The sequence below is a fragment of the Bacillus sp. FJAT-47783 genome (genome assembly GCF_022808615.1).
Taxonomy (GTDB): Bacteria; Bacillota; Bacilli; order Bacillales; family Aeribacillaceae; genus Bacillus_BZ.
On the sequence record NZ_JAKZKS010000008.1, the window covers coordinates 20,377 to 45,589 of the forward strand.

The following is a 25,213-nucleotide window of genomic DNA, read 5'->3' on the forward strand; positions in this document are numbered from 1 at the left end:
CAATTACGTGTCTAAACCTTATCACACGAAGTCAAAATAGGAAACGGACAGCCGATATGCTGTCCGTTTTTAATTATTTTTCTGTTTTTCACTCTTTTTCATGCCTTTTTGGTCATCTCCTATAAAACGTTAAAATATCGGGCGTCCGGATGGGAGACGACAAAAGCAGAAACGGAAGCTTCTGGTTCCATCATGAAACCGTCTGTTAATTCGATACCGATTTTTTCAGGTTTTAAAAGATGAAACAGCTTCGCTTGATCTTCAAGGTCTGGGCAAGCAGGATAACCAAAGGAATAGCGCTGACCTTGATATTTAGCAGCAAAGCGATCGCGCATCGTGAAATCAGGATGGTCGGGAAATCCCCAGCGGTCGCGAATTAATTGGTGTGTTCGTTCGGCAAGACCTTCGGCAAGTTCAAGCGCTAATGCTTGAACCGCATGGCTTCGGAAAAATTGTCCGTCTTCTTTAAATTGTTTTCCTACTTTGCGAATATTTGCGCCTGCGGTAACCGCAAATAGGGCGATATAGTCGTGTTTTACGTCATCAGTACGTTCTCCAACAAAATCTGAAATACATAAATGTGCTTGCTTTTGTTGTCTAGGGAACGAAAATGTCTCAATCACTTCATCGCTTTTTCGATCACGCAAAATGTGTACGTTATTTCCTTCTCGATAGGCTGGGAAAAATTGATATATGGCGGATGGACAAAACCACTTTTCTTTCGTCCCCATTTTTATCAGCTCATCGATCTCGGCTTTTAATGATAATGCTTTATCGTCTTTTTCTTTCAATAATTTTTGAACATTCCCTTTTAATCCGAGATGATGACCGAGTAGCATTTGCCAATTGACATATGGAAGGATATGTGAAACATCGATGTTTTGTAAAATATGTGGCTTCACGTCTACTGGCACATAAACTTTTGCTTTTCGTACCGTTGTTTTTACTTTTTCCAACACTGCTGTTGCTTGTCTACTTTTAGCAGCGGCGTATGGGTCATGATCTGGCTTTCCTTTTTTCTCAGAAAATTGAGCAGGATCTTTTCGAAGTTGATTCGCTATATCTAAACCGTTCATCGCATCCTTCGCATAAAGAACAGGCCCGTTATATTCAGGGGCGATTTTATAATCCGTAAACTTTCGAGAAAGGGCTGCACCCCCGACTAAAATCGGAATTGAAATGTTTGCGGATGTTAAGTCTTGAGCTGTTAAAACCATTTGCTGTGCTGATTTAACTAAAAGACCGGATAGCCCGACAATATCTGGTTTTTCTTCTTGTATTGCTTTAATGAGCTCTTGTGGGGCGACTTTTATTCCTAAGTCGACAACTTGATAACCGTTATTTGATAAAATAATGTCGACTAAGTTTTTGCCGATGTCATGGACATCCCCTTTAACGGTTGCAAGGAGTACTTTTCCTTTTCCACTATCGTCTTTTTTCTCCATATAAGGTTCTAAAAAAGCAACGGCAGCTTTCATGACTTCAGCACTTTGAAGAACTTCAGCAACGATCAACTGGTTTTCGTTAAATAATTTTCCAACTGTTGCCATGCCGTCCATTAACGGTCCATTAATAATATCAAGTGGGTTTTCATATTTTTGAAGCGCTTTTTCAAGGTCTTCCGTTAATCCTTGTTTTGTTCCTTCCACGACATATTGAGCAAGCCGTTCTTCTAACGTTAAGTTTGTCATTAGCTTTTTTTCTTCTTTTTTCTTTCCGCGATAAAAATTCGTAAACGCAGCTAATGTTTCGTCATTCGTTTCAAACAGAAGCTTTTCGGCAAGGCGCACTTCTTCTTCTGGAATGGAGGCATAGCGTTCAAGCTTTTCTGTATTGACAATTGCATAGTCTAGCCCTGCTTGCGTACAATGGTATAAGTAAACGGCATTTAAAATTTCACGGCCAACTGGTGGAAGACCGAACGAAACGTTGCTAACCCCAAGAATGGTTAAGCATTCTGGGAGAGCTTCTTTAATTAAGCGAATGCCTTCTACTGTTTCTTCCGCAGAACCGATATATTGTTCATCACCGGTACCGACAGGGAAGACGAGTGGATCAATAATAATATCGGTTGGATTGATCCCATGCTCATGAACTAATAGATCAAAGGATCTTTTCGCAATTTCAAGTTTCCGTTCTTTCGTCACCGCCATTCCTTTTTCATCAATCGTCCCGACGACAACTGCAGCGCCATATTTTTTCATAAGAGGAATGACCTCTTCAAAGCGCTCTAACCCATCTTCCAAATTGATGGAGTTAATAATCGCTTTCCCTTGAGAGTAAGTTAAAGCCCGTTCAATCACTTCAACGTCAGTTGAATCAATAACGAGCGGTGCTTTTACTTTCTTGACGACTTCTTGAATAAAAGCTTCTAGATCTTGAACTTCATCACGATCAGGGTCTGCTAAGCATATATCGATAACGTGTGCACCGTTCTTTACTTGAGCGCGAGCGATTTCAGCTGCTTCTTCGAATTTTCCTTCGGCAATGAGCCGTTTAAATTTTCTTGACCCAATCACATTTGTTCGCTCCCCAACGAAAAGTGGTCGCATCGAGTCATCGTAGATGAGTGGTTCGATTCCTGATACTTTGTGTATAGATTCTTTTCTTGTAATCGTTCTTGGTTTCATGTGTTGGACAGCCTCTGAAATCGCCTGAATATGTGCTGGTGTCGTCCCACAACACCCTCCAACAATATTAAGCCAGCCTTTTTCTGCAAATTCTTTCATTTTTAATGCAAGTGATTGTGGCGATTCATGATAATGTCCTTCTTCATCAGGAAGACCTGCGTTAGGATAACAACTGACAGCTGTTTTTGCAAGTTCCGATAATGTTCGAATATGATCTGTCATAAATTCAGGGCCAGTCGCACAGTTTAATCCGACTGAAAGTGGATTCATATGCTCACAAGAAATGTAGAAAGCTTCAATATCTTGACCGGCTAATGTTGTCCCCATCGGTTCAATTGTTCCTGAAAGCATGATGGGAACATGTTTATCAGTCTTTTCAAACGCTTTTAAGATTCCTAAATATCCCGCTTTTACATTTAACATGTCTTGGCTTGTTTCAAGCAAGAGCAAATCAACGCCACCAACGAGAAGCCCACATGCTTGTTCTTCATAGCAATCAATAAGCTCCTCAAAAGAGATTCCGCCTGTTACGGATAACGTCTTTGTCGTTGGTCCCATAGCTCCTGCAACAAACCGGGGCCAATCATTTGTTGAAAACTTTTTAGCGGCTGTTTTCGCAATCCGGGCTGCTTTTTCATTTAATTCAAAGGCGAGGTGACCGAGGTTGTATTCATCCAAAACAATGCGTGTAGAACCAAACGTATTCGTTTCAATAATGTCGGCATTTGCTTGTAAATACGCTTCATGAATGCCTAAGATGACATCTGGGCGAGTGATCGTTAAATATTCGTTACACCCTTCATACTCTTCACCGCCAAAATCATCAGCAGAAAGCTTCGCATCTTGAATCATCGTTCCCATGGCTCCATCCATGACGAGAATCTTTTTCTGTAATTGTTGTTTTAGTTTACACATGGGAAATCTTCCTTTCTCGTTTCTTTTCTTTGTCGTGAATATAGTTTGTTAGTTCGACTGTCATATCGTAATGTAAAAAAGGTGTAATGAGATAAATGCCGTTAAATAAATCAAAGGCCGCATCAATTAACGATTTAGCGATAGCGATTCCTTCTCGTTTTGCTTGTGCTTTATCTAAATCACAGTTCGCCATGCGCCTACGAATATCATCTGACAGCTTGATTCCGGGAACTTCATGATGAATAAATTCAGCATTTCGACTGCTAGTAAGCGGCATAATGCCTAAATAAATCGGAGTTTTTAAATGCTTTGTCGCCTCATAAATCGATTCAATTTGTTCGATTGAATAAAGAGGCTGTGTGATGAAATAATCGGCGCCACATTTTATTTTTTTCTCTAAACGGGTAACTGCTCGATCAATATGGCGAACATTTGGATTGAACGCAGCTGCGACTGAAAAATGCGTCTTTTCCCCAAGTTGTTTTCCGGAATACGATAACCCTTCATTAAACTGCTTTATTAAACTAATTAAATCTAGCGAAGATAAATCGTATACGGACGTTGCACCAGGGAAGTCACCGATTTTGGATGGATCGCCCGTAATCGCTAAAATGTCATGAAAACCGAGTGAATGAAGTCCCATTAAATGGGATTGTAAGCCGATTAAATTCCGATCCCGACACGTTAAATGAATAAGCGGACGCAAGTTTAGCTTTTGTTGAATAAGCGATGCACAGGCAACATTGCTAATGCGTGGTGTTGCAAGAGAATTATCAGCAAGGGTAATGGCATCTATGCCGACTTCTTGTAAAGCTTTTGCTCCTTTTAAAAATTTATCGACACCTAAAGTTTTCGGTGGATCGAGCTCGACAATAATTGAACGTCTTTTCTTTACGATTTCTTGAAGAGGAGGGTTATCAGGACGGATTGGACCATGACTCGGTTCTTTCACATGAACAATTTTGACATCTTTCTTTGTAATCGGTTCTAAGTTTTTCACCGCTTCAGCCATTGCTTGAATATGAGCTGGTGTCGTCCCGCAGCAACCACCGAGGAGCCTAGCCCCTTGCTTTCGAAACTTCAAGGCAGATTCATAGAAATATTGTTCGTCAGAATCATAAACGAGTCGCCCATTTTCATAGCTCGGCAAGCTACCATTCGGATAAACAGCTAAAAAGGCATGTTTTAGTAGCGGGACTTGTTCTAATGACTGAAGCATATGATGCGGCCCTAATCGGCAGTTAATGCCAACGACATTTGCCCCAAGATCCTCTAGCTGTTTAAGTGCATCATGTAAAGGTGTTCCATCTTGTAATACACTAGGTTCATGAAGAGACACATTAGTAATAATAGGGAGATTCGTTTCGGTTCGCGCAATCGTTAATACAGCTTTTATTTCTTCAAGGTCATAATACGTTTCAAAAATCAATCCGTCTAAATCTTCTGAAAGAAGAACGTACAATTGTTCACGAAAGTTACGTTTTATTTCTTCTATCGAAAAAGCATTCTTTCGAATCGAACGGATTCCGCCAATTGTGCCAATGACATAAGGAGTACGATTTGAACGTTTTGCCGCTTTTTTCGCTATTTGTACGGCTTGAACATTCATCTCTTTCAACTCGTCTTCTAAGCCGTATCTTGATAGCTTAATATAATTTGCTCCATACGTGTTTGTTTGAATAACGTGGGCGCCTGCTTGTATATAGGCTGTGTGAATACGTTCGATTTCCTCTGGGTTTGAGATGTTCATCTCTTCAAAACATCGATCGACGCCGTATGAATACAACAGTGTGCCTGAAGCGCCATCCCCTATTAATATTTGATGTTGTAAATCTTCTAATAACCCCATTTTTCGAAACCTCCATTTTTCATAATCATGGAAGAGGAAGGGAGAGGAATGCTCAGAAGCGCAGTTTAAAAAGGAATCGGACGGTTGTTTTTTTTCGTTTCTTTCCCATTTTGAACATGCACATAAAAATAAAAAAAGTCTTCTAAAGAAGAAGACTTTGAGCGTTTCCATCTTCTTCTTATCTCCCGAGCGTGACAAACGCTTCGCTGGATTTAGCACCTTGGACAAGGTTGGGTAGTTGAAATGAATTGTACCCCTTTCAAAAATAAGGGGTGCAGTGTGTCCGGTTGCTGAAGCTTCATAGGGCCAGATCCCTCAGCTTCTCTTGATAAGAATGTCATCTTATTAAATTTGAAATATTCACAACGAAAAAAGTATTAATCCTAATTTACCTAAAATTAAAAAAATAATCAATAGTAATTTTATATGAATTGTTTACAAAATAAAAAGGCAAGTGATAGTTACACTTGCCTTTTCGGTATCGGAAAAAATATAGAAATTATCGAAAGTTAATAAATTGGACATCAATCGGCAAATCGGCTTCACGAATCGTTGCCATAATTTTTTGTAAGTCATCTTTACTTTTTCCGCTTACACGAATTTGATCATCCTGAATTTGGCTTTTTACCTTTAGTCCAGAGTTTTTAATAAGCGTATTAATCTTTTTTGCATTGTCTTTATCAATTCCATTAACGAGTTCTGCACGTTGACGAACGGTGCCACCAGCTGCATTTTCGATTTTCCCGTACTGAATATTTTTTGTCGCAACGCCACGTTTTATCATTTTGCTAATTAGTACATCTTTTAACTGATTCAATTTAAATTCATCGTCTGAAGTTAACACGAGTTCCTCATGGTCAAGAGAAATATCACTTTTTGAGCCTTTAAAATCATAACGGTTTTGGATTTCTTTTTTTGCGATGTTAATTGCATTGACAACCTCAGTTAAATCAACCTTTGAAACAATATCAAATGAACTATCTTTCGCCATCGTATCCTCCTCAATGATTGTTTCTCATTACTTTGATTATAGACAACTGTAAAGGGATAAACAACTTTTTGAAAATATTTCAGATATTTGGCTCATAAAATAATAAAATTTTTAATAGCATGTGATCCGGATAATATGCTATAATTCTACCATTCTTAAACTTCATATCTTTGCGATGATTGCTGTGGGTAGTACTATAGCAGGAGCAGCTTCTGGAGAGTCCGCATAAAGCGGCGCCGAAGGGTTCACAATCTCAGGCAAACGGACAGAAGATAAAAAGCGTATGCTTCTTTTTGCATACATATTTTTATCCTGTTTGCTCGAGGTTGGACGATGACATTGTCCAACCTTTTTTCTTTTTACAATACATCATAGGAGAGATGAAAATGGAGAGAAAAGCAGTTGTAAGTGTTGTAGGAAAAGACCAAATAGGAATTATTGCAAAAGTAACAAGCATTCTATCGCATCACGAAATGAATATTTTAGATATTAGCCAAACGATTTTACAGGACTTTTTTACGATGATGATGATTGTTGATGTTACATCTTGCAATATTGATAAAGTCCGAAATGACCTCAATGAATTAGGTGAGGATATCGGATTAAAGATAAATGTGCAGCTTGAAGAAATCTTTCAGGCTATGCATCGTGTATAAGGAGGGGATAAACATGACGATTGCCTTGACAGAAATGATGGAAACGATCCGAATGGTGCAAATGGAAAATTTAGATATTCGAACGGTAACGATGGGAATTAATTTAAGGGATTGTGCCGATTCTGATTTTAATAAATTAAAGGAACGTGTTTACAAAAAGATTACAACTTATGCGAACGGTTTAACAACGGTTGCAGAAGAAGTGGAAAAAGAATTTGGAATTCCAATTATTAATAAGCGCATCTCAATAACGCCAATTGCAGAAATATTAGGAAGTCATTCAAAAGAAGAGGCGGTTGAATTAGCGAAAACATTAGATCAAGCTGCTTTTGACTTAGGGGTTGATTTTATCGGTGGATTTTCCGCCCTCGTTCATAAAGGGATATCGAAAAGTGATCAAACGTTAATTGAATCACTTCCTGAAGCTCTTTCTGAGACCGAACGAGTTTGTGCGTCAGTATCTGTTGCGACAACGCGAACGGGTATTAATATGGATGCTGTAGAAATGATGGGGAAAGTAATGAAAAAGGCTGCGGAGTTGACAGCAGACCGAAATGGACTTGCTTGTGCAAAGCTTGTTGTGTTTTGTAATCCAGTTGAAGATAATCCATTTATGGCTGGTGCTTTTCACGGAGCTGGTGAAGGAGAAGCGGTGTTAAGCGTTGGTGTTAGCGGGCCAGGTGTCGTATTAAACGCTTTAAAACGTTATCCTGAGGCCGATTTAGGTGAAGTGTCGAATATTATTAAAAAAACGGTTTTTAAAATCACACGTGCAGGAGAATTAATGGGGCGTGTTGTCGCTGAAAGAATGAATGTACCATTCGGCATCATGGATTTATCGCTAGCTCCGACAAATGCAACAGGGGATAGTGTTGCGGAAATTCTTGAAGAAATTGGCCTTGAACGGTGCGGAACACATGGAACGATTGCCGCATTAGCACTAATGAATGATGCGGTAAAAAAAGGCGGGGCAATGGCGAGCTCGTATGTAGGAGGATTAAGTGGTGCTTTTATTCCTGTTAGTGAAGATAATGGGATGATTCGTGCGGCGAAAGAAGGGGCATTAAACTTATCTAAACTCGAAGCGATAACTTGTGTATGCTCAGTCGGATTAGACATGATTGCCTTACCAGGTGATACAACTTCAAGCACGTTATCTGCTATTATCGCCGATGAAGCTGCCATCGGTATGATTAATAAAAAAACAACAGCGGTGCGCGTTATACCTGTACCGGGGAAATCAGAAGGTGAGATGGTGGAGTTCGGTGGATTGTTAGGACGAGCACCGATTATGGCCGTAAATCCATTCTCATCTGAAAAATTAATAAAAAGAGGAGGCCGTATACCTGCACCGCTTCAGTCATTGATTAACTAAAGAAGATGAAAAAGGGAACTGTCTAAAAGCTATATTAGGATAAAATAATCCAAAATGAAGACCCAAAGAATGCTGGAAAATCAACATTCTTTGGGTTTTCCTTTTTACGATTTCGGGGCATAAATACTACTTTTCAGACAACCCCACTTTTTTTACAAATGATCCGTTTTTTTCGAATATTGGTCTTTCCCTTTTTTACGGTTTTCTCCACGTTTAACATTTTCAATAAACTGCTTTGCATTATTATCTTTTGCCTTTTTATCATTATCGCTCGTATGTGGCATGAAAATGGCTCCTTTCTAACCGTTTAGCCATATTTTATCCTCTAGGCAAAGCTAACATGTATAGGATCGTTAAACTTGTTTATTTAAAAAGAAAAGAGCGAGTGTGCCGGGACCAGAATGAGCACCGATTGCTGCGCCAATAACATTTATGTATACTCCTTTCGGTTTAAAGCGTTCTTCAATCATTTCTTTCAATTCCTCGGCAGCTTCTATTGAATCACCGTGACTAATGGCGATGACTTGGTTATTTATATCGCAACCTCGTTCTTCTAATAATTGTAAAATCCTGCGATATAGCTTCTTTTTACCTCGAATTTTTTCTAACGGAACAAGGCGACCCGCTTCAACATGTAATAGCGGTTTAATATTTAATAAACCCCCGACAAATGCTTGAGCTTTACTAATACGACCGCCTCTTGCTAAATAGTCTAATTCGTCTACTGTAAAAAGATGCTCCATATGTTCACAAAAATCCTTTACAGAAGCAACAATTTCTTGTAATGTATTTCCGTTATCAGATAATGTAAGCGCGTGTTTGACGGCTAAACCGAGTCCGAGAGAAGCACATTTAGAGTCAATAATTTCCAATTGGAAATTTGGATAATCTTCTAATACTTGCTGTTTTAACATCTCAGCTGTTTGATATGTTCCAGATAGTTCTGAAGAAAAAGCAAGGTATAGGCTCGGTTTGTTTTGTTCAGCTAGCTGTGTGAAAATTTTCAAGATTTCTTCTGGGGATGCTTGAGACGTTTTCGCGACATTTCCTTCTCGCATATAGTTATAAACATCTGTTGGGTTTATTTCTTTTAAATCTTCGTAGTCATTGTTTTCGATTTGAACGCGCAAAGGGATAAATGATGTGTTTTCATGGTTAAAGAAAGAAAGTGGCAAATCACAACCACTGTCAGCTAAAATATGTACATTCATGTTTTACACCTTCTTTAATAAAAATAATTCCGAATTACTTTTAGTTTATGTCTGCTTGATAAATGAAGCAAGGTATCGCTTGAAAAAAATGAATCAAAAGGAGGTCTTTTACGTGTTAAAAGAGCAAATAAAAAAAAGCATCATCGTTCTTTTCGGGGCATTATTAAATGCCGTTGCACTAAACTTATTTTTAATACCAGCAAATGTATATGCTTCAGGATTTACAGGAGTAGCGCAACTTTTATCCAATATTTTAGAACAATATACTCCTTTATATATTTCGACAGGAGTCATTTTGTTCCTTCTTAATATCCCTGTCACCATATTAGGCTGGATGAAGGTAGGGAAATCGTTCACATTGTATAGTTTTATAAGTGTTGCCGCAACGACTATTTTTTTATCCGTCATTCCTCTTCAATCACTTTCTAATGATATATTACTAAATGCTGCTTTTGGTGGTGTGATTGCAGCGATTGGGGTCGGATTAACGTTAAAGTGGGGGGCTTCGACTGGAGGTTTAGACATTATCGCCATGGTTCTTTCGCGCATGAATGATAAACCTGTTGGGACATACTTTTTTACGTTAAACGCTATAATTATATTAACAGCAGGTTTATTGTATGGGTGGGAAAAAGCGCTTTATACACTTGTTGCTTTATATGTATCCACTCGAGTGATAGACGCCATCCATACAAGACATGAAAAACTAACCGTGATGATAATTACAAAAAAAGGAGAGGAGCTCAAAAAAGCCATTCATGCAAAACTTGTACGAGGAATTACAACAGTACCGGCAAAAGGCGCTTTTACAAATGAAGCAAAAGAAATGATGATTATCGTTATTACACGTTATGAACTATATGATATCGAGAAAATCATTAAGGAAGTGGATCCGAAAGCATTCACCAATATTGTGCAAACTACAGGAATTTTTGGCTTCTTCCGAAAAGACTAAGAGAGGTGTATGGATGAAAAAGCTTTCTGCACTTTTCGTTGCCTTATGTTTAACGGCTTGTAGTGTAGGAAATGAACGTCAAGAAGGCACGATTCATGAAAAAGAGGCTTCGGTACAATTTCTAGTTGACGCAATGGAAGCAACAGAAGAAGTACGATTCGATTTAACCATGAAAAACAAAACAGATCAAGAAATAACATTTGAATTTCCTTCGAGTCAATTGTATGAAATCATCGTCACAAATGAAGAAGGCGACGATGTTTATCGTTATTCAAATGGTAAAATGTTCACACAAGCAATCCATTATGAAACGATTAATCCTTCTGATTATCGTACGTGGACAGAATCGTGGAACTATATGAAAGATGGACAAAGGGTACCACCAGGAAAATATACCGTAAAGGCGATTTGGAAAGGGAATGCAAAAGACGTTCCGAAACAATTCGTCACAAAGGAAAAATTCACAGTTCCAAGCGCTCATCCATCCATTAAAGATGTAGTCGTTAAAGAAAATGATGAGCTTTTCATTGTAACCGGAAAAGTAAAGACTTCTGGAAACGTCATAAAGTATGTTGTCGAAGATGGTCATGACGAGCTGGCTAAAGGGGAAGTAGACATAACAAAAGAAAATGAATGGACTTCATTTGCAATGAAGCTGAATAAAAAGGATCTATCATCAGAGCGAGCCATTATCTTATTATTATATAGTAAAGAATCAGATGAACCGTATATTTTTCCGTTAAAGGTTGATTAATGAATTAAAAAACATGCCAATGGATTGATCCATCGGCATGTTTGTTTCACTTTATTTGATTTGGTCCAACGTTTGTTGGAACTCGGAAAGTTGAATTTTCTCTGCTGTTGTTGAGTTAGCGTATGCAGAAGTTAACGCATTTTGAGCCTTTGCAATTGCTTCTTGTAGATGACCGTTCATTTCTCCAGAAGCGATTCTTTCCGCCTCTTGCACAAATTGCCGGGCTTCTTTAAAAAGCCGATTCCCCATTAAAAGCCCCCCTGTGTAATATCTTCTGCTTCTTCTTCTTTTCGCTCAGCTTCAGCATAGGTCATTTTGTAAGGGAACCTTTCCGCATGCTTATTAATGGTATCTTTACCTTGTTGAACAAATCGTTTCGACTTATTACTTTTACCCATCGCGATTCCCCCCATGTCTTCATTCAAGTTAACGCTAAATTAGCGTCACACATAGTGTATGTATGAAAAAGAAAGTTATGGGTGGCAATGTTTGCAAAGGCTACTTTGCTGTTCATTCGAGAACATTCAATTGGTTACAGGAAGTATTTTTCAAGGAACCGCGCAACGCCATCTTCTTCATTCGTTGTTGTTTCTTTATTGGCAATCGCTTTGATTTGGGGAATAGCATTTCCCATTGCAACACCACAGCCAGCGTATTGGATCATTTCGATATCATTATCTTCGTCTCCAAATGCCATAATTCTTTCTTGAGGAATGTTATAATAAGCGGCAATTTTTTGTAACCCTACGGCTTTATGAATGCCTGATTTAATAATTTCAATTACGTGCCAAGGTGCTGCCCATCGTCTATGGTCTACGACATTCGCATGAACATCACTTAAGTAGTCACGGATTTTATCGACATTTTCTTCATCAGAATGAATTAAAATACTTGTTACCTCTTTTTGAAGAATATTTTTTAAGTCGCCAATATTTACTACTGGATTTCCCATACTAAAAATATCGAGTAGTTTTTCATCATGATAATGGAAATACACAGCATCTAATACTTCGGCTAAAATATTATGAACATCGTGTTTTTCTGCCACTTCAACGATTTCTTTTACAACATCTAATTCCAAAGTTGTATGATAAGTACCCCATGAGTCATCCTTCGGGTGGTGGACAAATGCACCGTTAAAATTCACAATGGGTGTATGTAAGTCCAATTCATAATAATAAACATCACTGGAACGAAATGGTCTACCTGTTGCAATACATACAATATGACCTTGAGCTTTTACCTTCTCAATAATTTTTTTGGAATAAGGTGAAATGGTTTTATTATCTTTCAAAAGTGTTCCATCTAAATCAATCGCAATTAAATGTTGTTGATCGCTCATAATCTCTCCCCAATAGCAAGTTATTTTTCTGTACATGTCCTTAAAAAAAATCATATACTACTATTGTAAAAATAATTCGTAAAAATCACAAATGAAAAATCATTGTGAAAATAAACGACTTTTTTCCATATTTTTCACTTTCATGATACACTTACATTAAAGCAAAGTAATGAGAGGAGTCAAACAATGAAAGTCACAATAAATCATGAGTATATAAACGAAATCCCCGTCCTTCACGTATTCGAACAAAGCAAAGAAAATACGTGTCTTCCTTTCATCCTTTTTATACATGGGTATACAAGTGCAAAGGAGCATAACCTGCACTATGCTTATTTACTAGCGGAAAAAGGATTTCGAGTCGTTTTACCAGATGCTCAATACCATGGTGAACGTTCACAAGCTATTTCAATAAAGGATTTACAATTTAAGTTTTGGGACATTGTCCTTCATACAATTGGTGAAATCAACACAATTAAAGAGCATTTTGTAAAGCGTGAAATCGTAGATGAAGAGAGAATTGGGGTAGTTGGTACATCAATGGGTGGCATTATCACATTAGGTGCATTAACACAATATTCTTGGATTAAAGCAGCAGTTAGCTTAATGGGCTGCCCTTCTTATCAAAAGTTTGTCAACACACAAGTTGAATATTTCAAAAGGGAAGGTGTCAGCATTCCATTTAATGAAGAACAATTAAAGGAGCAATTGAATCGATTACAAAACTGCGATTTATCTTTACAAAAAGAAAAATTGGCGAATCGACCATTGCTTTTTTGGCACGGTAAAAAAGATAGCATTGTCCCATTTGCGCCTACTTTTCAATTTTATGAAGAAATTAAGTCACTTTATACCGAAAATCCTGAACTTTTACATTTTGAAGTCGATGAGCATGCGGGTCATAAAGTATCGAGAAAAGGTGTATTACTAACGGTTGATTGGTTTGAAAAGCACTTGCAACAGAAAATTCGAAATACCGTTCATTCTTCGTTATAATGAAATAGTAATGACGTATAAAGGAGTGTCCACAATGGATGAAGCTTTAAAAGAAAATATTATGGGAGCCCTTGAACAAGTGGTCGACCCTGAACTAGGCATCGATATCGTAAACCTTGGACTCGTTTATGATGTTGAATTAGATGAAGAGGGCACATGTAAAGTGACGATGACATTAACGTCAATGGGTTGCCCGCTAGCCGGTACAATTGTTGAGCAAGTGAAAGCATCTTTAAATGGAATTCCTGAAATCAAAGACGTAGATGTCAACATCGTTTGGAATCCACCATGGACGAAAGACCGTATGTCCCGATACGCAAAAATCGCATTAGGTATTTCATAATGGAAAACAGCGGCTGTGACCGCTGTTTTTTAGCACCCACCCATTCCTTATGTGACCTCCACCTCTTTACATAACTCCCAACATCTCTTCCCAGTTATCACAGTAATTACCACCATTACTTTCTTGAAAAATAAAGAAACTAAAGGTGTAGAAGATATTAGGAGGTGTAGAAATTTGATAAAGAAAATGATTGGCGTTCTTGCGATGTTTTCCGTCGTATTTGGACTTGTCGCGTGCAACGTAAATGAAGATAATCATAATCAAAATATAAACAATGATGATATGGACATTTCTGCTTCACAAACATCTTTATCAAGTAATCAATATCCACATACAAAAGCGATATTAGTACAAGATGCAAAGTATAAATTTGTCCAAATAGACCCTAAGGAAGCAGCTGATTTACAAGCTAAAATTCAAGAAGAATTAAACAAGCAGCTAGATCAGTATAAGCAAATACCAAAACAAGGTCAGCAAGCACAACAAGCTAAGCCAGTGCCAAAACAAGGTCAGCAAGCACAACAAGCTAAGCCAGTGCCAAAACAAGGTCAGCAGGCTCAACAGCCGAAACCAGTCCCTAAGCAAGAGCAACAAGCACCAGCACAGGAGCAAAAGAAAGCGGAGGCTCCTAAGGGAATTAGTCAATATGCTCAACAAGTTATCGACTTAACAAATAAAGAAAGAGCAAACGCTGGTTTGCCAGCATTAAAAGCAGATGCTGCACTTAGCAATGTAGCACAAAAGAAATCAGAAGATATGCAGAAAAACAATTATTTTTCACATACAAGTCCAACGTATGGATCCCCGTTTGATATGATGAGAGACTTTGGTATTTCTTATAAAACAGCAGGTGAAAATATTGCTCAAGGTCAACGAACGCCACAAGAAGTGGTGAATGCATGGATGAATAGTCCTGGTCATCGAAAAAATATATTAAGTCAGCAGTTCACGCATATTGGTGTAGGGTATGAGTCAGGTGGGAACCATTGGACGCAAATGTTTATCGGAAGATAGAGGGGGTCAACTTTGTTGACTTCCTTCTTTTTATTTCAAAATATTCGGGTTATAGTTAAAATTTAGTATCTGAAGTGCAATTAAGGGATTTTTTGTTCAATAAATGAATTTGTGATGCAAAAAGGATATATTATGTGCAATAAAATTGAATTTCGTGCAAATAACTTCAATTCTCGTGCAAAAGTAGTCCGAACTCGTGCAATTAATAGCTGTTTTAGTGCAAATACCAGATTAATGCTCCTCCTTTTGGATCGAAAGGGATGTTTTCGTCTAAAAGTACCATCATTTTCACGAAGAAACCTTCATTTAATATCTCGTTAGCGCTTACACATAAGGAAAGCTATATCTTACTTGTAACACGAGTGTTTTCGTTCAGCTATTTTTTACTAAATGAACATTGTAGTCACATTAATTACAAATAGGGCAAAATATAACCAAACCAATTCATTGACAACGATAAATATCGCCTATATGACTTCTGGATCCGTGTTTTTTGAACGAACCTCACAATTTATCCTCCGAAATTTAAAATGAATTTTTATAAATATACAATTGATTTTATTTTTATGCGGTATTATAATGGTAACTAATTTAAAAAAATTAATGTAGGTGATACGATTTGAAAGTAGGTATTATCGGTGTTACAGGATACGGTGGAGTTGAGTTGTATCGTGTTTTAGCGAATCATCCTGCAATCACATCATGCAATTTATATACATCATCGGATGAAAAAAAGTTGTACAAAAATGTGTATCCACATTTACAACATATTCGTACTGCTGAATTGCAGCCAATTGATCATGAACAAGTAAAAATGGATAATGATGTCATTTTTTTAGCAACACCTTCAGGAATATCTGCTCAATTAACACCGCAAATTTATGAAGATGGGTTAAAAATTATTGATTTATCAGGAGATTTAAGGCTAAAAGATCCTAGCGAATATGAATCATGGTACCAAAAAACAGCTGCGCCTGTATCGTTTTTAGAGGAAGCGGTATATGGGCTATCGGAAATCAATCATGACAAGGTGAAAGGAGCAAAAGTCATTGCGAACCCAGGGTGCTATCCAACGGCAACATTACTCGGGTTAGCTCCAATTGTAAAAGAGAAAGTGGTAAAACAAGGATCGATTATTATTGATGCGAAGTCAGGTGTATCGGGTGCAGGTAGAAAGCCATCTTTAGCAACAAGCTTTGTCGAATTGCAAGATAATTTAAAAATTTATAAAGTTCATGAACATCAACACATCCCAGAGATTGAGCAAAACCTTCATGAGTGGGATGAAAAAATAGGCTCTATTACTTTTAGTACTCATCTTGTCCCGATGACAAGAGGCATTATGGCGACCATTTATGTAGAATTATTAGAAGATTGGGAAAATAATAGGTTAGTTGATTTATATGAAGCGTTTTATGAAACGAATCCGTTTGTAAGGTTTCGAAAAGATGGTTCTTTTCCAAATACGAAAGATGTTTACGGCTCGAATTATTGTGATATCTCCTTAAAACTGGATTCACGGACAAATCGATTAACGATTGTATCGGTCATTGATAATTTAATGAAAGGTGCTGCAGGGCAGGCCGTTCAAAATTTTAATTTAATACACGGATTTGAGGAGACGACAGCGTTAACAATGCTTCCGGTTTATCCGTAAAGCAGTAAAGGGGGACTTGTAGATGAAAACAGCAGAAAAACTGCTGCAAAAAGTAGAAAATGGAACGATTATTTCACCAAAAGGTTTCTTCGCAGGAGGAATTCATGCAGGATTACGATTCTCGAAAAAAGATGTTGGAGTTATAGTCAGTGAAAAGCCTGCATCTTGTGCCGCTGTTTATACACAAAACCATTTTCAAGCCGCACCTTTAAAAGTGACGCAAGAAAGTATCGAAAAAAGTAACAAATTACAAGCGGTGGTTGTCAATAGTGCGAATGCCAATGCCTGTACAGGAGAACAGGGACTTCAAGATGCATATGAAATGCGTTACCTTGTTGCAAAGCGTTTAAACATGGAAGAAAACCTTATTGCGGTTGCTTCCACAGGCGTTATCGGAGAATTTTTAAAAATGGATAAAATTAAATACGGAATTGAACACGTTCAATTTACGTCAACATATGAGGGAGCAGCACAGTTTCAAGAAGCGATTTTAACTACAGATACGTTTCAAAAAAGTTCTTGTTATGAAATCGAAATTGAGGGGAAGAAAGTTCTCATCGGCGGTGCAGCAAAAGGATCTGGAATGATTCATCCGAATATGGCGACAATGCTTGCCTTTGTCACAACAGATGCAAATATCCCATCACCGTTATTACAAAAAGCATTGAAAGAGGTAACGGACAAAACGTTTAATCAAATTACAGTTGATGGGGATACATCTACAAATGATATGGTTCTCGTATTAGCCAATGGCGAAGCGGGTCATCAACCGTTAACAGAAGAACATCCTGATTGGGGTTTATTTAAAGAAGGATTAAAGGAAGTTTGCGAAGATTTAGCAAAACAAATTGCTCGTGATGGTGAAGGGGCGACAAAACTAGTAGAAGTCAATGTAAATGGTGCGAAGTCAAAAGAAGCTGCGAATGTCATTGCAAAGCAAATCGTCGGATCTTCACTCGTTAAAACAGCTATTTATGGGACGGATGTGAATTGGGGAAGAATCATTTGTGCGGTCGGTTATAGTCAGGCAGATATAAATCCAGCTCATGTAGAAATTTTTATCGGCCCATATTTAATGTTTAAAGAGGGGGTTCCACAACCTTTCTCTGAGGAAGAAGCGAAGAACTATTTAGAAAATGAAACAGTGACGATTACGGTCAATTTAAAAGACGGTACGGAAAATGGGAAAGCATGGGGATGTGATTTAACGTATGACTACGTCAAAATTAACGCAAGCTACCGCACATAAAAAGCCTCTTCTTGTGATGAAGCTTGGCGGCAGTATGCTTCATGAGTTAACTGATTCATTTATTCATAGTGTGAAAGAGTTATTGAAAACAAATAATCTCATATTTGTCCATGGCGGAGGTCCAGCCATTAACGCCATGCTTGAGAGGTTAGACGTTAAAAGTGAATTTATTAACGGTCAAAGAAAAACAACTCCTGACGTGTTAGAAGTAGTGGAGATGGTGTTAGCAGGAAAAATGAATAAATTTTTAACAGGAAAGCTACAGCGGCATCATCTCCAAACAATTGGATTATCAGGCAGTGATTTTATAACGGCATCCTTTATCGATGAGTCAACACTGGGGCTTGTCGGAAAAGTAGAAGCGGTAAACGAACAACTACTTCAAGCTTTACTTGATTTATCTTTTATTCCGGTTGTCGCACCGTTAGGAAAAACAAATGATGGGCAAACGTTAAACATTAATGCAGATATATGTGCATCAGCCGTTGCAGAAAAAATGAATGCTGAAAAACTGATTTTTGTCACAGATGTTCCAGGTGTTTTAAAAGAAGGGAAATTAATGGAAGAAGCAACAAAATCGATGATTGAAGAGCTTATACAAGATGGCACGATTTACGGGGGAATGATTCCGAAAGTAACATCGGCTCTATCCGTTTTATCCGATCGACTAAAAGAGGCAATGATTGTTAATGGGCATACGGAAATTATCCAAAATGGAGCGATTGTCGGGACGAAAATTGTGAGAAATGAAAAGGTTGTGATGTAAATGAGTTATTTGTTTCCTACTTATGCCCGCTTAAATATCGAGATTGAAAAAGCTGATGGATCTTACGTATATGATAAAGAAGGGAAACGTTATCTCGACTTTATTTCCGGAATTGCTGTATGTAATCTCGGCCATCGTCCAAAAAAAGTCATGGAAGCGGTAAAAGAGCAATTAAATAACGTATGGCATGTGTCTAATTTATTTCCGATTCCGCTTCAAGAAAAAGTCGCTGAAAAGCTCGTCAATCATTCAATGGGGGATGCGGTCTTTTTCGCGAATAGTGGTGCGGAAGCGAATGAAGCAGCTATCAAGCTTGCAAGAAAATACACGGGTAAACATAAAATCATAACGTTTTATCAATCGTTTCATGGCCGGACATATGCGACCATGTCAGCGACTGGCCAAAAGAAAGTACAAGACGGATTTGGACCGTTAGCACCGACATTTGCCTACTTACCGTATAATGACGTAGGAGCAGTTCAACAGTTAAATGATGAAGCGATTGCCGCCATTATGGTTGAAGTCGTTCAAGGTGAAGGTGGGGTTGTACCTGGTAACATCGATTTTCTGAAAGCCATTGAGAAGAAATGCAAAAAACTGAACGCATTGTTCATTATTGATGAAGTGCAAACAGGTATTGGTCGTACAGGGAAAGCTTTTGCTTATGAACACTTTGAGCTGAATCCTGATATTGTGACATTGGCGAAAGGGTTAGGGAGCGGGTTTCCAGTCGGTGCGATGATTGGAACGAAAAAACTAATTGCAGCCTTTTCTGCTGGAAGTCATGGCTCTACCTTTGGGGGAAATCCATTGGCAATGGCGGCTTCACTCGCTACGATAGAAGAGGTCTTCAACGAGTCCTTTTTAAAGGATGTCGAGGAAAAAGGGGATTACTTAAAACAGAATCTAGAAGAAGTTTTAAGTGAGCACCCATCTGTTAAACAAGTAAAAGGTCTTGGTCTCATGATCGGCATTGAATTAATAGAAGAAGTTCAGCCGGTTCTTGCACAATTAAGGAAAAGTGGACTGTTAGTGTTGCCAGCTGGCCCAAATGTCATTCGGTTATTGCCGCCTTTAACCGTTACGTTTGAAGAAATCGATGAAGCAATTGCATTAATACAAGCAACAATGAACGCTTTAGTGAGTGCAAAATAGTACTATTCCCTTCTCTTTTGAGAAGGATTTTATTCTCCATAAATTGAATAATTATACTTTATTATAAATAAATATTCACAACGAGAGAGGGTGTTAAACAGTGAAGGGTTACCTCTTACTATCTGAAGGGACGAAATTTGAAGGGGAGATCGTGAGCGAATCCCCAATCCAATGTGAAGGGGAAGTCGTTTTTTATACAGGAATGACCGGCTATCAAGAAGTGTTGACAGATCCTTCTTACAAGGATCAAATCATTGTCTTTACGTACCCGTTAATTGGGAACTATGGAATCAATGAAGTTGATTTTGAAAGCAAACAACCGCAAGTAAAAGGGGTTGTCGTGTTACAGGCAACAGAGCAATATTCTCATTATTTAGCGAAACATTCTTTAAAAGAGTATTTAGAAAAATGGGGTATCCCTTTATTAACAAATGTCGATACACGTCAAGTCGTGAAAACGATTCGTGAATTAGGGACACAAAAGGCCGTCATTACAACGGAAGAATCGGCTGAAGTAAATAAGATTTTCGCAACAAACCAAGTTGAAAATGTCGTAGAGAATAAAGTTGAAACGTTTGGAGATGGCCCAAAGCATATTGCTCTTATTCATTTTGGTTATAAAAAATCAATTGCCTCTTCTCTCGTAAAACGGGGATGTAAAGTGACGGTTGTCCCGTTTTGGCAAATGGAAACGATCAAGAAAATGAATCCAGATGGAATCGTGTTATCTAATGGACCGGGTGATCCGAAATCACTTGAGCCCTATTTACAAAATATACATGAGCTTATCACAACATATCCGACGCTAGGCATTTGTTTAGGACACCAACTCATCGCCTTAGCATTCGGGGCAAATACGAAAAAATTGCGATACGGTCATCGAGGGGCGAACCACCCTGTTATCGATCATCAAACAGGGCGCGTATTTATGACGTCACAAAATCATAGTTTCGTCGTCGATGAACAAAGTTTAGCACAGCTTCCGTTAAACGTTCGCTTTACAAATGTAAACGACCAATCGATCGAGGGAGTTGTCCATCAACATTTACCAATCTTATCTGTACAATTCCATCCTGAAGCGAATCCAGGACCGGTGGAATCAGGCGTCATTTTTGATGAATATTTAGAAGTATTGAACACAGTAGGGAGAGAGAAAGTATATGCCTAAAGATTCATCGATTCAAAAAGTTCTCGTTATCGGGTCTGGCCCGATTATCATAGGGCAGGCAGCAGAATTTGACTATTCAGGAACACAAGGCTGTCTAGCACTAAAAGAAGAAGGAATAGAAGTCGTTTTAGTAAACAACAATCCAGCAACGATTATGACCGATACAAAGTTTGCAGATGCTGTTTACTGTGAACCACTAACCGTTTCAAGTTTAGAAAAGATTATTCAAAAAGAGAAGCCGGATGGAATATTAGGAACATTAGGCGGACAGACGGCATTAAATTTAGCGGTACAGCTAGAAACAAGCGGAGTTCTAGATAAATACGGGGTTAAGCTGTTAGGAACATCGAGTGCAACGATTCAAAAAGGGGAAGACCGTGAAAAGTTTCGTGACCTTATGAACGAATTAAATGAACCGATTCCGGAAAGTGAAATTGTCGAACATGTAAATGATGCTATTCAATTTGCTGAGAAAATTGGGTACCCCATCATCGTTCGACCTGCCTACACACTCGGAGGAAAAGGTGGGGGCATTGCCTATCATAAAGAAGAACTGCTAGCGATTGTCGCAAACGGATTAAAAATGAGTCCAATCGGGCAAGTGCTCGTTGAAAAAAGTATCGCAGGCTTCAAAGAGATCGAATATGAAGTGATGCGAGATCAAGATAATACGTGTATTACAGTCTGTAATATGGAAAATATTGACCCCGTCGGGATTCATACAGGCGATTCCATCGTTGTGGCACCGTCCCAAACATTAACCGATGAAGAATACCATATGCTTAGGAGTGCAGCTTTAAGAATCATTTCTGCACTCGAAGTGATTGGTGGATGCAATATTCAATTCGCCCTTGACCCTGTAAGTAAGCAATATTACGTCATTGAAGTAAATCCAAGGGTTAGTCGCTCTTCTTCACTCGCTTCAAAAGCAACAGGCTACCCGATTGCGAAAATGGCGGCAAAGCTTTCAATTGGTTATACATTAAAAGAAATGAAAAACCCGCTTACACAGTCTACTTTTGCTAGTTTCGAACCTGCTTTGGACTATGTTGTCGTGAAATTTCCGCGCTGGCCTTTTGATAAATTTACAAAGGCTGATCGTTTACTCGGCACGAAAATGAAAGCAACAGGTGAAGTAATGGCGATTGAGCGCACGATGGAAGCGGCGCTGCAAAAAGCGGTCGATTCGTTAGAACTAAATACGGTTGGGTTATGTTTACCTAAATTACAAAAAGTTGAAACGTCTAGTTTGTTAAATCAATTAACAGAAGCGACGGATGAGCGATTCTTCATCATTCTTGAATTGCTTCGTCGCAATATGACAATCGAATGTATTCATGAAAAAACAAAAATTGATTATTACTTCTTATCTGTGTTTGAACATTTAATTTCATTAGAAAAACAATTGATCCATACAAATCTTGACGCCAATTTTCTTTCAATTTTAAAACGTTACGGATTTTCCGATCAATCCATTGCCTATTGGAAAAACGAATCGGAAGAACGAATTCGTCGTTTAAGAAAACAATGGGGAATCAAGCCAGTATTCAAAATGGTTGATACGTGTGCGGCTGAATTTGAGGCAAGAACGAATTACTTTTATTCAACCTATTTAGGTGAAAATGAAGCCATATTGAAACAAAAGAAAAAAGCACTCGTTATCGGATCAGGCCCGATTCGCATTGGGCAAGGGGTAGAGTTTGATTATAGTGCGGTTCACTGTATTCATACATTACAAAAGTTAGGCTATGAAGCGATCATGATTAACAATAATCCGGAAACCGTTAGTACTGATTATGAAACGGCTGATCGCTTATATTTTGAGCCATTAACCGTTGAACACATTTTACATGTCATTGAAAATGAACAAATTGATATCACGATTGCTCAATTCGGCGGACAAACGGCGATTAATTTAGTTGAACAGCTTGAAAAGGCGAATGTTCCGTTACTAGAAATGAATGCAAATAGGCTCGATCAGCTAGAAGATCGCGAAAAATTTTACACATTATTAGACGATGCGAATATCCCGCATATTGACGGATCGATTGCATCATCGAAAGAAGAAGCGTACAAACAAATGGAGCAACTCCATTTTCCGATTTTACTGCGACCGTCGTACGTCATCGGGGGAAAAGGGATGGTGAAAGTTGAAAACGAGGAGCAATTCAATGATTTACTAGAACATATGGAAGAAGATCATTTTCCTTTATTACTCGATGAATTTGTAACCGGAAAAGAAGTGGAGATTGATTTAATTGCAGATGGCCGAGATGTGTTTGTCCCAGGTGTAATGGAACATATCGAGCGAGCTGGGGTTCATTCAGGAGATAGTTTTGCCCTATTCCCATCTCAATCGGTTTCTGAAATAGCAAAAGAAAACATGATTTATTATGCAAAAGAAATTGTTCGCAAGCTTCATTATAAAGGAATTATGAATATTCAATTTTTACTACATGATGAGGATATCTTTGTATTAGAAGTAAACCCACGAGCGAGTCGTACCGTTCCAATTATAAGTAAGCTGACAGGTGTTTCATTAGTAGAAAAAGCGACGGAAATCTTATGCGGAGCATCGATTAACGACTTTAATCTCGAGATGAATCCATTACAAGAACAAGTAGCCGTGAAGTTTCCAGTGTTTTCATCACATGCATTAGGAGATGTTGATTTAAAGCTAGGACCTGAAATGAAGTCAACAGGAGAAGGGATGTGTATCGGTAAAACGGTTTCCGAAGCGATTCGAAAAGTATTTGAACATTTATTCCCGATAGAAGAAAAAAGCATTTATGTTGAAGCGAGTGAACAGGGAGAAATTCCACAATTAGGATTCCAAGTAGTCGAGCATGAGTTTGACAAATGGGTTGAAAAAGATGAAGCGAAAGTATATTTCAATCCTTATACAACGAAAGAAGCTGAAAAAAAGCGTCAAAAAGCAATTGAGCGCGGTGTGACGGTATTTACCGAATTTGAAACACTTCAAGCGTTTATAAAAGGGTTGCAAACGGATGATTATTTTCCAATCTCCTTGCAACAATTAGCCAAAAAAGGAGCGGGTGTGTGATGATTGAAACGACTAAAATTGAACAAGTGAAACATACATTTACAGGGAAAGATGTATTAACATTATTACCTTTTTCTTCAGAAGAAATTTTATATTTATTAGAGGAAGCATTAACGTTAAAAAAACAGCCTTATTCCTCGATTTTACAAGGAAAAACATTAGCCATGATATTTGAAAAATCATCGACAAGAACGCGTGTATCGTTTGAAGTCGGTATGCTCCAGCTTGGAGGGCATGCGATTGATTTAAATGCAAATCAGCTTCAGCTCGGTCGTGGTGAAACTATTGCGGATACGGCAAAAGTTTTATCGTCATATGTTGATGCGATCTTAATTCGTTCAACAAGTCACGATCGCGTGAAAGAATTAGCAAATTATGCATCAGTCCCAGTTATTAATGGGCTTTGTGATATTTATCATCCTTGTCAAGCTATGGCTGATTTGTTAACGATTTTGGAACTAAAAGGGACTGTAAAAGGAGTGAACGTTACCTATGTTGGCGATGGTAACAATGTCGCCCATTCACTTATGATTGGAGCCGCAAAAGTGGGGATGAATTTTTCCATCGCAACCCCTATTGGATTTGAGCCAAATGAAGACATTGTTCAAAAAGCACAAGAAATCGCTAAAGAAACCGGAGCATGCATTCAAGTTGAGCATGACCCAATAGAAGCTGTAAAAGAGGCAGATATTATATATACGGATGTTTGGACGAGCATGGGACAAGAAGAAGAAGCAGAAAAGCGAAAAGAAATTTTTAAGCCTTATCAAGTGAATGAATCATTAATGAAGGCGGCAAAAAGCGATGCCCATTTCCTTCACTGCTTGCCTGCCCATCGTGAGGAAGAAGTGACAGCAGCGGTCATCGATGGCCCTCAATCGGCTGTCTTTCAGCAAGCAGAAAACCGCCTTCACGCACAAAAAGCGATATTAAAGGAAATTCTTGTTTAAGAACAAAAGCGCGAGAGCTTCGCTAAAGTGGCGTACAAACTGTACTATAAAGTGAGAGATAAAGGAAACTCGGGCGAGTAGGTGAGTCGATGTTGACTTATCGTACGGATGAAAGGGGAAGTTTGCTAGCCGATAACGCCCGGAGCTAGACGCAAAACATTATGAACGAATTTTTC

22 protein-coding genes and 2 riboswitches are annotated in these 25,213 nt (G+C 38.4%); of the genes, 14 read left to right on the plus strand and 8 right to left on the minus strand.

Annotation, left to right across the window (positions count from 1 at the left end; translation table 11 throughout):
• Nucleotides 1-119: 119 nt before the first annotated feature.
• From metH to MLD65_RS07760, 3 genes are all read right to left on the minus strand, one after another.
• Entirely contained in the window at nucleotides 120-3,545 is a 3,426-nt protein-coding gene (metH, locus tag MLD65_RS07750; protein WP_243291302.1) for a methionine synthase, read from the minus strand.
• Entirely contained in the window at nucleotides 3,538-5,394 is a 1,857-nt protein-coding gene (locus MLD65_RS07755) for a bifunctional homocysteine S-methyltransferase/methylenetetrahydrofolate reductase (protein WP_243291303.1), read from the minus strand. Before MLD65_RS07755 ends, metH begins: the two co-directional genes overlap by 8 nt.
• A 175-nt stretch (nucleotides 5,395-5,569) precedes the next feature.
• Nucleotides 5,570-5,729: riboswitch (SAM riboswitch) on the minus strand.
• A 164-nt stretch (nucleotides 5,730-5,893) separates the two neighbouring features.
• Complete coding sequence (locus tag MLD65_RS07760; RefSeq protein WP_243291304.1) at nucleotides 5,894-6,385, minus strand: YajQ family cyclic di-GMP-binding protein; 492 nt, start codon at nucleotides 6,383-6,385, stop codon at nucleotides 5,894-5,896.
• 202 nt (nucleotides 6,386-6,587) lie between these two features.
• Nucleotides 6,588-6,664: riboswitch (glycine riboswitch) on the plus strand.
• Between the two features lie 107 nt (nucleotides 6,665-6,771).
• On the opposite strand from MLD65_RS07760, the gene MLD65_RS07765 reads away from it, so the two are divergent.
• Together MLD65_RS07765 and MLD65_RS07770 are read left to right on the plus strand one after the other, a co-directional pair.
• A complete protein-coding gene (locus MLD65_RS07765; protein WP_243291305.1) occupies nucleotides 6,772-7,041 on the plus strand; it encodes an ACT domain-containing protein in 270 nt (89 codons plus the stop codon).
• 13 nt (nucleotides 7,042-7,054) lie between these two features.
• Complete coding sequence (locus MLD65_RS07770) at nucleotides 7,055-8,416, plus strand: PFL family protein (RefSeq protein ID WP_243291306.1); 1,362 nt, start codon at nucleotides 7,055-7,057, stop codon at nucleotides 8,414-8,416.
• 152 nt (nucleotides 8,417-8,568) lie between these two features.
• Here MLD65_RS07770 and MLD65_RS07775 read toward each other — a convergent pair whose 3' ends face one another.
• Nucleotides 8,569-8,700: a DUF3941 domain-containing protein gene (locus MLD65_RS07775; RefSeq protein ID WP_243291307.1), complete on the minus strand. Its 132-nt coding sequence runs from the start codon at nucleotides 8,698-8,700 to the stop codon at nucleotides 8,569-8,571.
• A gap of 69 nt (nucleotides 8,701-8,769) precedes the next feature.
• Nucleotides 8,770-9,627, minus strand: coding sequence for a DegV family protein (locus tag MLD65_RS07780; protein ID WP_243291308.1), 858 nt, complete (start codon nucleotides 9,625-9,627; stop codon nucleotides 8,770-8,772).
• 112 nt (nucleotides 9,628-9,739) lie between these two features.
• On the opposite strand from MLD65_RS07780, the gene MLD65_RS07785 reads away from it, so the two are divergent.
• A complete protein-coding gene (locus MLD65_RS07785) occupies nucleotides 9,740-10,582 on the plus strand; it encodes a YitT family protein (protein ID WP_243291309.1) in 843 nt (280 codons plus the stop codon).
• A 13-nt stretch (nucleotides 10,583-10,595) separates the two neighbouring features.
• On the plus strand, nucleotides 10,596-11,336 hold the full coding sequence (locus tag MLD65_RS07790; RefSeq protein WP_243291310.1) for a BsuPI-related putative proteinase inhibitor: 741 nt from the start codon (nucleotides 10,596-10,598) through the stop codon (nucleotides 11,334-11,336).
• Nucleotides 11,337-11,387: 51 nt separating this feature from the next.
• Here the strand turns inward: MLD65_RS07790 and MLD65_RS07795 are convergent, their stop codons facing one another.
• The 3 genes from MLD65_RS07795 to MLD65_RS07805 form a co-directional block, all read right to left on the minus strand.
• On the minus strand, nucleotides 11,388-11,585 hold the full coding sequence (locus tag MLD65_RS07795; RefSeq protein ID WP_243291311.1) for a DUF3813 domain-containing protein: 198 nt from the start codon (nucleotides 11,583-11,585) through the stop codon (nucleotides 11,388-11,390).
• The gene (locus MLD65_RS07800; RefSeq protein ID WP_243291312.1) at nucleotides 11,585-11,734 is read right to left on the minus strand and encodes a hypothetical protein; all 150 of its coding nucleotides are present in this window, start codon (nucleotides 11,732-11,734) and stop codon (nucleotides 11,585-11,587) included. Before MLD65_RS07800 ends, MLD65_RS07795 begins: the two co-directional genes overlap by 1 nt.
• Before the next feature lie 134 nt (nucleotides 11,735-11,868).
• A complete protein-coding gene (locus MLD65_RS07805) occupies nucleotides 11,869-12,678 on the minus strand; it encodes a Cof-type HAD-IIB family hydrolase (protein ID WP_243291313.1) in 810 nt (269 codons plus the stop codon).
• A gap of 186 nt (nucleotides 12,679-12,864) precedes the next feature.
• Here MLD65_RS07805 and MLD65_RS07810 point away from each other — a divergent pair, with 186 nt between their 5' ends.
• From MLD65_RS07810 to argF, 10 genes are all read left to right on the plus strand, one after another.
• Nucleotides 12,865-13,671: an alpha/beta fold hydrolase gene (locus MLD65_RS07810; RefSeq protein ID WP_243291314.1), complete on the plus strand. Its 807-nt coding sequence runs from the start codon at nucleotides 12,865-12,867 to the stop codon at nucleotides 13,669-13,671.
• Nucleotides 13,672-13,705: 34 nt separating this feature from the next.
• Nucleotides 13,706-14,014: a metal-sulfur cluster assembly factor gene (locus MLD65_RS07815; protein ID WP_243291315.1), complete on the plus strand. Its 309-nt coding sequence runs from the start codon at nucleotides 13,706-13,708 to the stop codon at nucleotides 14,012-14,014.
• 174 nt (nucleotides 14,015-14,188) lie between these two features.
• A complete protein-coding gene (locus MLD65_RS07820; RefSeq protein ID WP_243291316.1) occupies nucleotides 14,189-15,028 on the plus strand; it encodes a CAP domain-containing protein in 840 nt (279 codons plus the stop codon).
• 619 nt (nucleotides 15,029-15,647) lie between these two features.
• A complete protein-coding gene (gene argC / locus MLD65_RS07825; protein WP_243291317.1) occupies nucleotides 15,648-16,685 on the plus strand; it encodes an N-acetyl-gamma-glutamyl-phosphate reductase in 1,038 nt (345 codons plus the stop codon).
• A gap of 22 nt (nucleotides 16,686-16,707) precedes the next feature.
• Entirely contained in the window at nucleotides 16,708-17,934 is a 1,227-nt protein-coding gene (argJ, locus tag MLD65_RS07830) for a bifunctional ornithine acetyltransferase/N-acetylglutamate synthase (protein WP_243291318.1), read from the plus strand.
• On the plus strand, nucleotides 17,897-18,700 hold the full coding sequence (argB, locus tag MLD65_RS07835; protein ID WP_243291319.1) for an acetylglutamate kinase: 804 nt from the start codon (nucleotides 17,897-17,899) through the stop codon (nucleotides 18,698-18,700). Before argJ ends, argB begins: the two co-directional genes overlap by 38 nt.
• The gene (locus tag MLD65_RS07840; RefSeq protein ID WP_243291320.1) at nucleotides 18,701-19,855 is read left to right on the plus strand and encodes an acetylornithine transaminase; all 1,155 of its coding nucleotides are present in this window, start codon (nucleotides 18,701-18,703) and stop codon (nucleotides 19,853-19,855) included.
• Between the two features lie 100 nt (nucleotides 19,856-19,955).
• Nucleotides 19,956-21,023, plus strand: a complete 1,068-nt coding sequence (locus MLD65_RS07845) for a carbamoyl phosphate synthase small subunit (protein ID WP_243291321.1) — start codon at nucleotides 19,956-19,958, stop codon at nucleotides 21,021-21,023.
• Entirely contained in the window at nucleotides 21,016-24,087 is a 3,072-nt protein-coding gene (locus MLD65_RS07850; RefSeq protein WP_243291322.1) for a carbamoyl phosphate synthase large subunit, read from the plus strand. The genes MLD65_RS07845 and MLD65_RS07850 overlap by 8 nt, the downstream gene beginning before the upstream one ends.
• A complete protein-coding gene (argF, locus tag MLD65_RS07855) occupies nucleotides 24,087-25,037 on the plus strand; it encodes an ornithine carbamoyltransferase (protein WP_243291323.1) in 951 nt (316 codons plus the stop codon). The genes MLD65_RS07850 and argF overlap by 1 nt, the downstream gene beginning before the upstream one ends.
• Nucleotides 25,038-25,213: the final 176 nt, after the last annotated feature.

Bases quoted from the DNA above. Each gene is read 5' to 3' on its own strand.
- metH (WP_243291302.1), bottom strand. From the start codon at position 3,545: ATGTGTAAACTAAAACAACAATTACAGAAAAAGATTCTCGTCATGGAT.
- MLD65_RS07755 (WP_243291303.1), bottom strand. From the start codon at position 5,394: ATGGGGTTATTAGAAGATTTACAACATCAAATATTAATAGGGGATGGC.
- MLD65_RS07760 (WP_243291304.1), bottom strand. From the start codon at position 6,385: ATGGCGAAAGATAGTTCATTTGATATTGTTTCAAAGGTTGATTTAACT.
- MLD65_RS07765 (WP_243291305.1), top strand. From the start codon at position 6,772: ATGGAGAGAAAAGCAGTTGTAAGTGTTGTAGGAAAAGACCAAATAGGA.
- MLD65_RS07770 (WP_243291306.1), top strand. From the start codon at position 7,055: ATGACGATTGCCTTGACAGAAATGATGGAAACGATCCGAATGGTGCAA.
- MLD65_RS07775 (WP_243291307.1), bottom strand. From the start codon at position 8,700: ATGCCACATACGAGCGATAATGATAAAAAGGCAAAAGATAATAATGCA.
- MLD65_RS07780 (WP_243291308.1), bottom strand. From the start codon at position 9,627: ATGAATGTACATATTTTAGCTGACAGTGGTTGTGATTTGCCACTTTCT.
- MLD65_RS07790 (WP_243291310.1), top strand. From the start codon at position 10,596: ATGAAAAAGCTTTCTGCACTTTTCGTTGCCTTATGTTTAACGGCTTGT.
- MLD65_RS07795 (WP_243291311.1), bottom strand. From the start codon at position 11,585: ATGGGGAATCGGCTTTTTAAAGAAGCCCGGCAATTTGTGCAAGAGGCG.
- MLD65_RS07800 (WP_243291312.1), bottom strand. From the start codon at position 11,734: ATGGGTAAAAGTAATAAGTCGAAACGATTTGTTCAACAAGGTAAAGAT.
- MLD65_RS07805 (WP_243291313.1), bottom strand. From the start codon at position 12,678: ATGAGCGATCAACAACATTTAATTGCGATTGATTTAGATGGAACACTT.
- MLD65_RS07810 (WP_243291314.1), top strand. From the start codon at position 12,865: ATGAAAGTCACAATAAATCATGAGTATATAAACGAAATCCCCGTCCTT.
- MLD65_RS07815 (WP_243291315.1), top strand. From the start codon at position 13,706: ATGGATGAAGCTTTAAAAGAAAATATTATGGGAGCCCTTGAACAAGTG.
- argJ (WP_243291318.1), top strand. From the start codon at position 16,708: ATGAAAACAGCAGAAAAACTGCTGCAAAAAGTAGAAAATGGAACGATT.
- argB (WP_243291319.1), top strand. From the start codon at position 17,897: ATGACTACGTCAAAATTAACGCAAGCTACCGCACATAAAAAGCCTCTT.
- MLD65_RS07840 (WP_243291320.1), top strand. From the start codon at position 18,701: ATGAGTTATTTGTTTCCTACTTATGCCCGCTTAAATATCGAGATTGAA.
- MLD65_RS07850 (WP_243291322.1), top strand. From the start codon at position 21,016: ATGCCTAAAGATTCATCGATTCAAAAAGTTCTCGTTATCGGGTCTGGC.
- argF (WP_243291323.1), top strand. From the start codon at position 24,087: ATGATTGAAACGACTAAAATTGAACAAGTGAAACATACATTTACAGGG.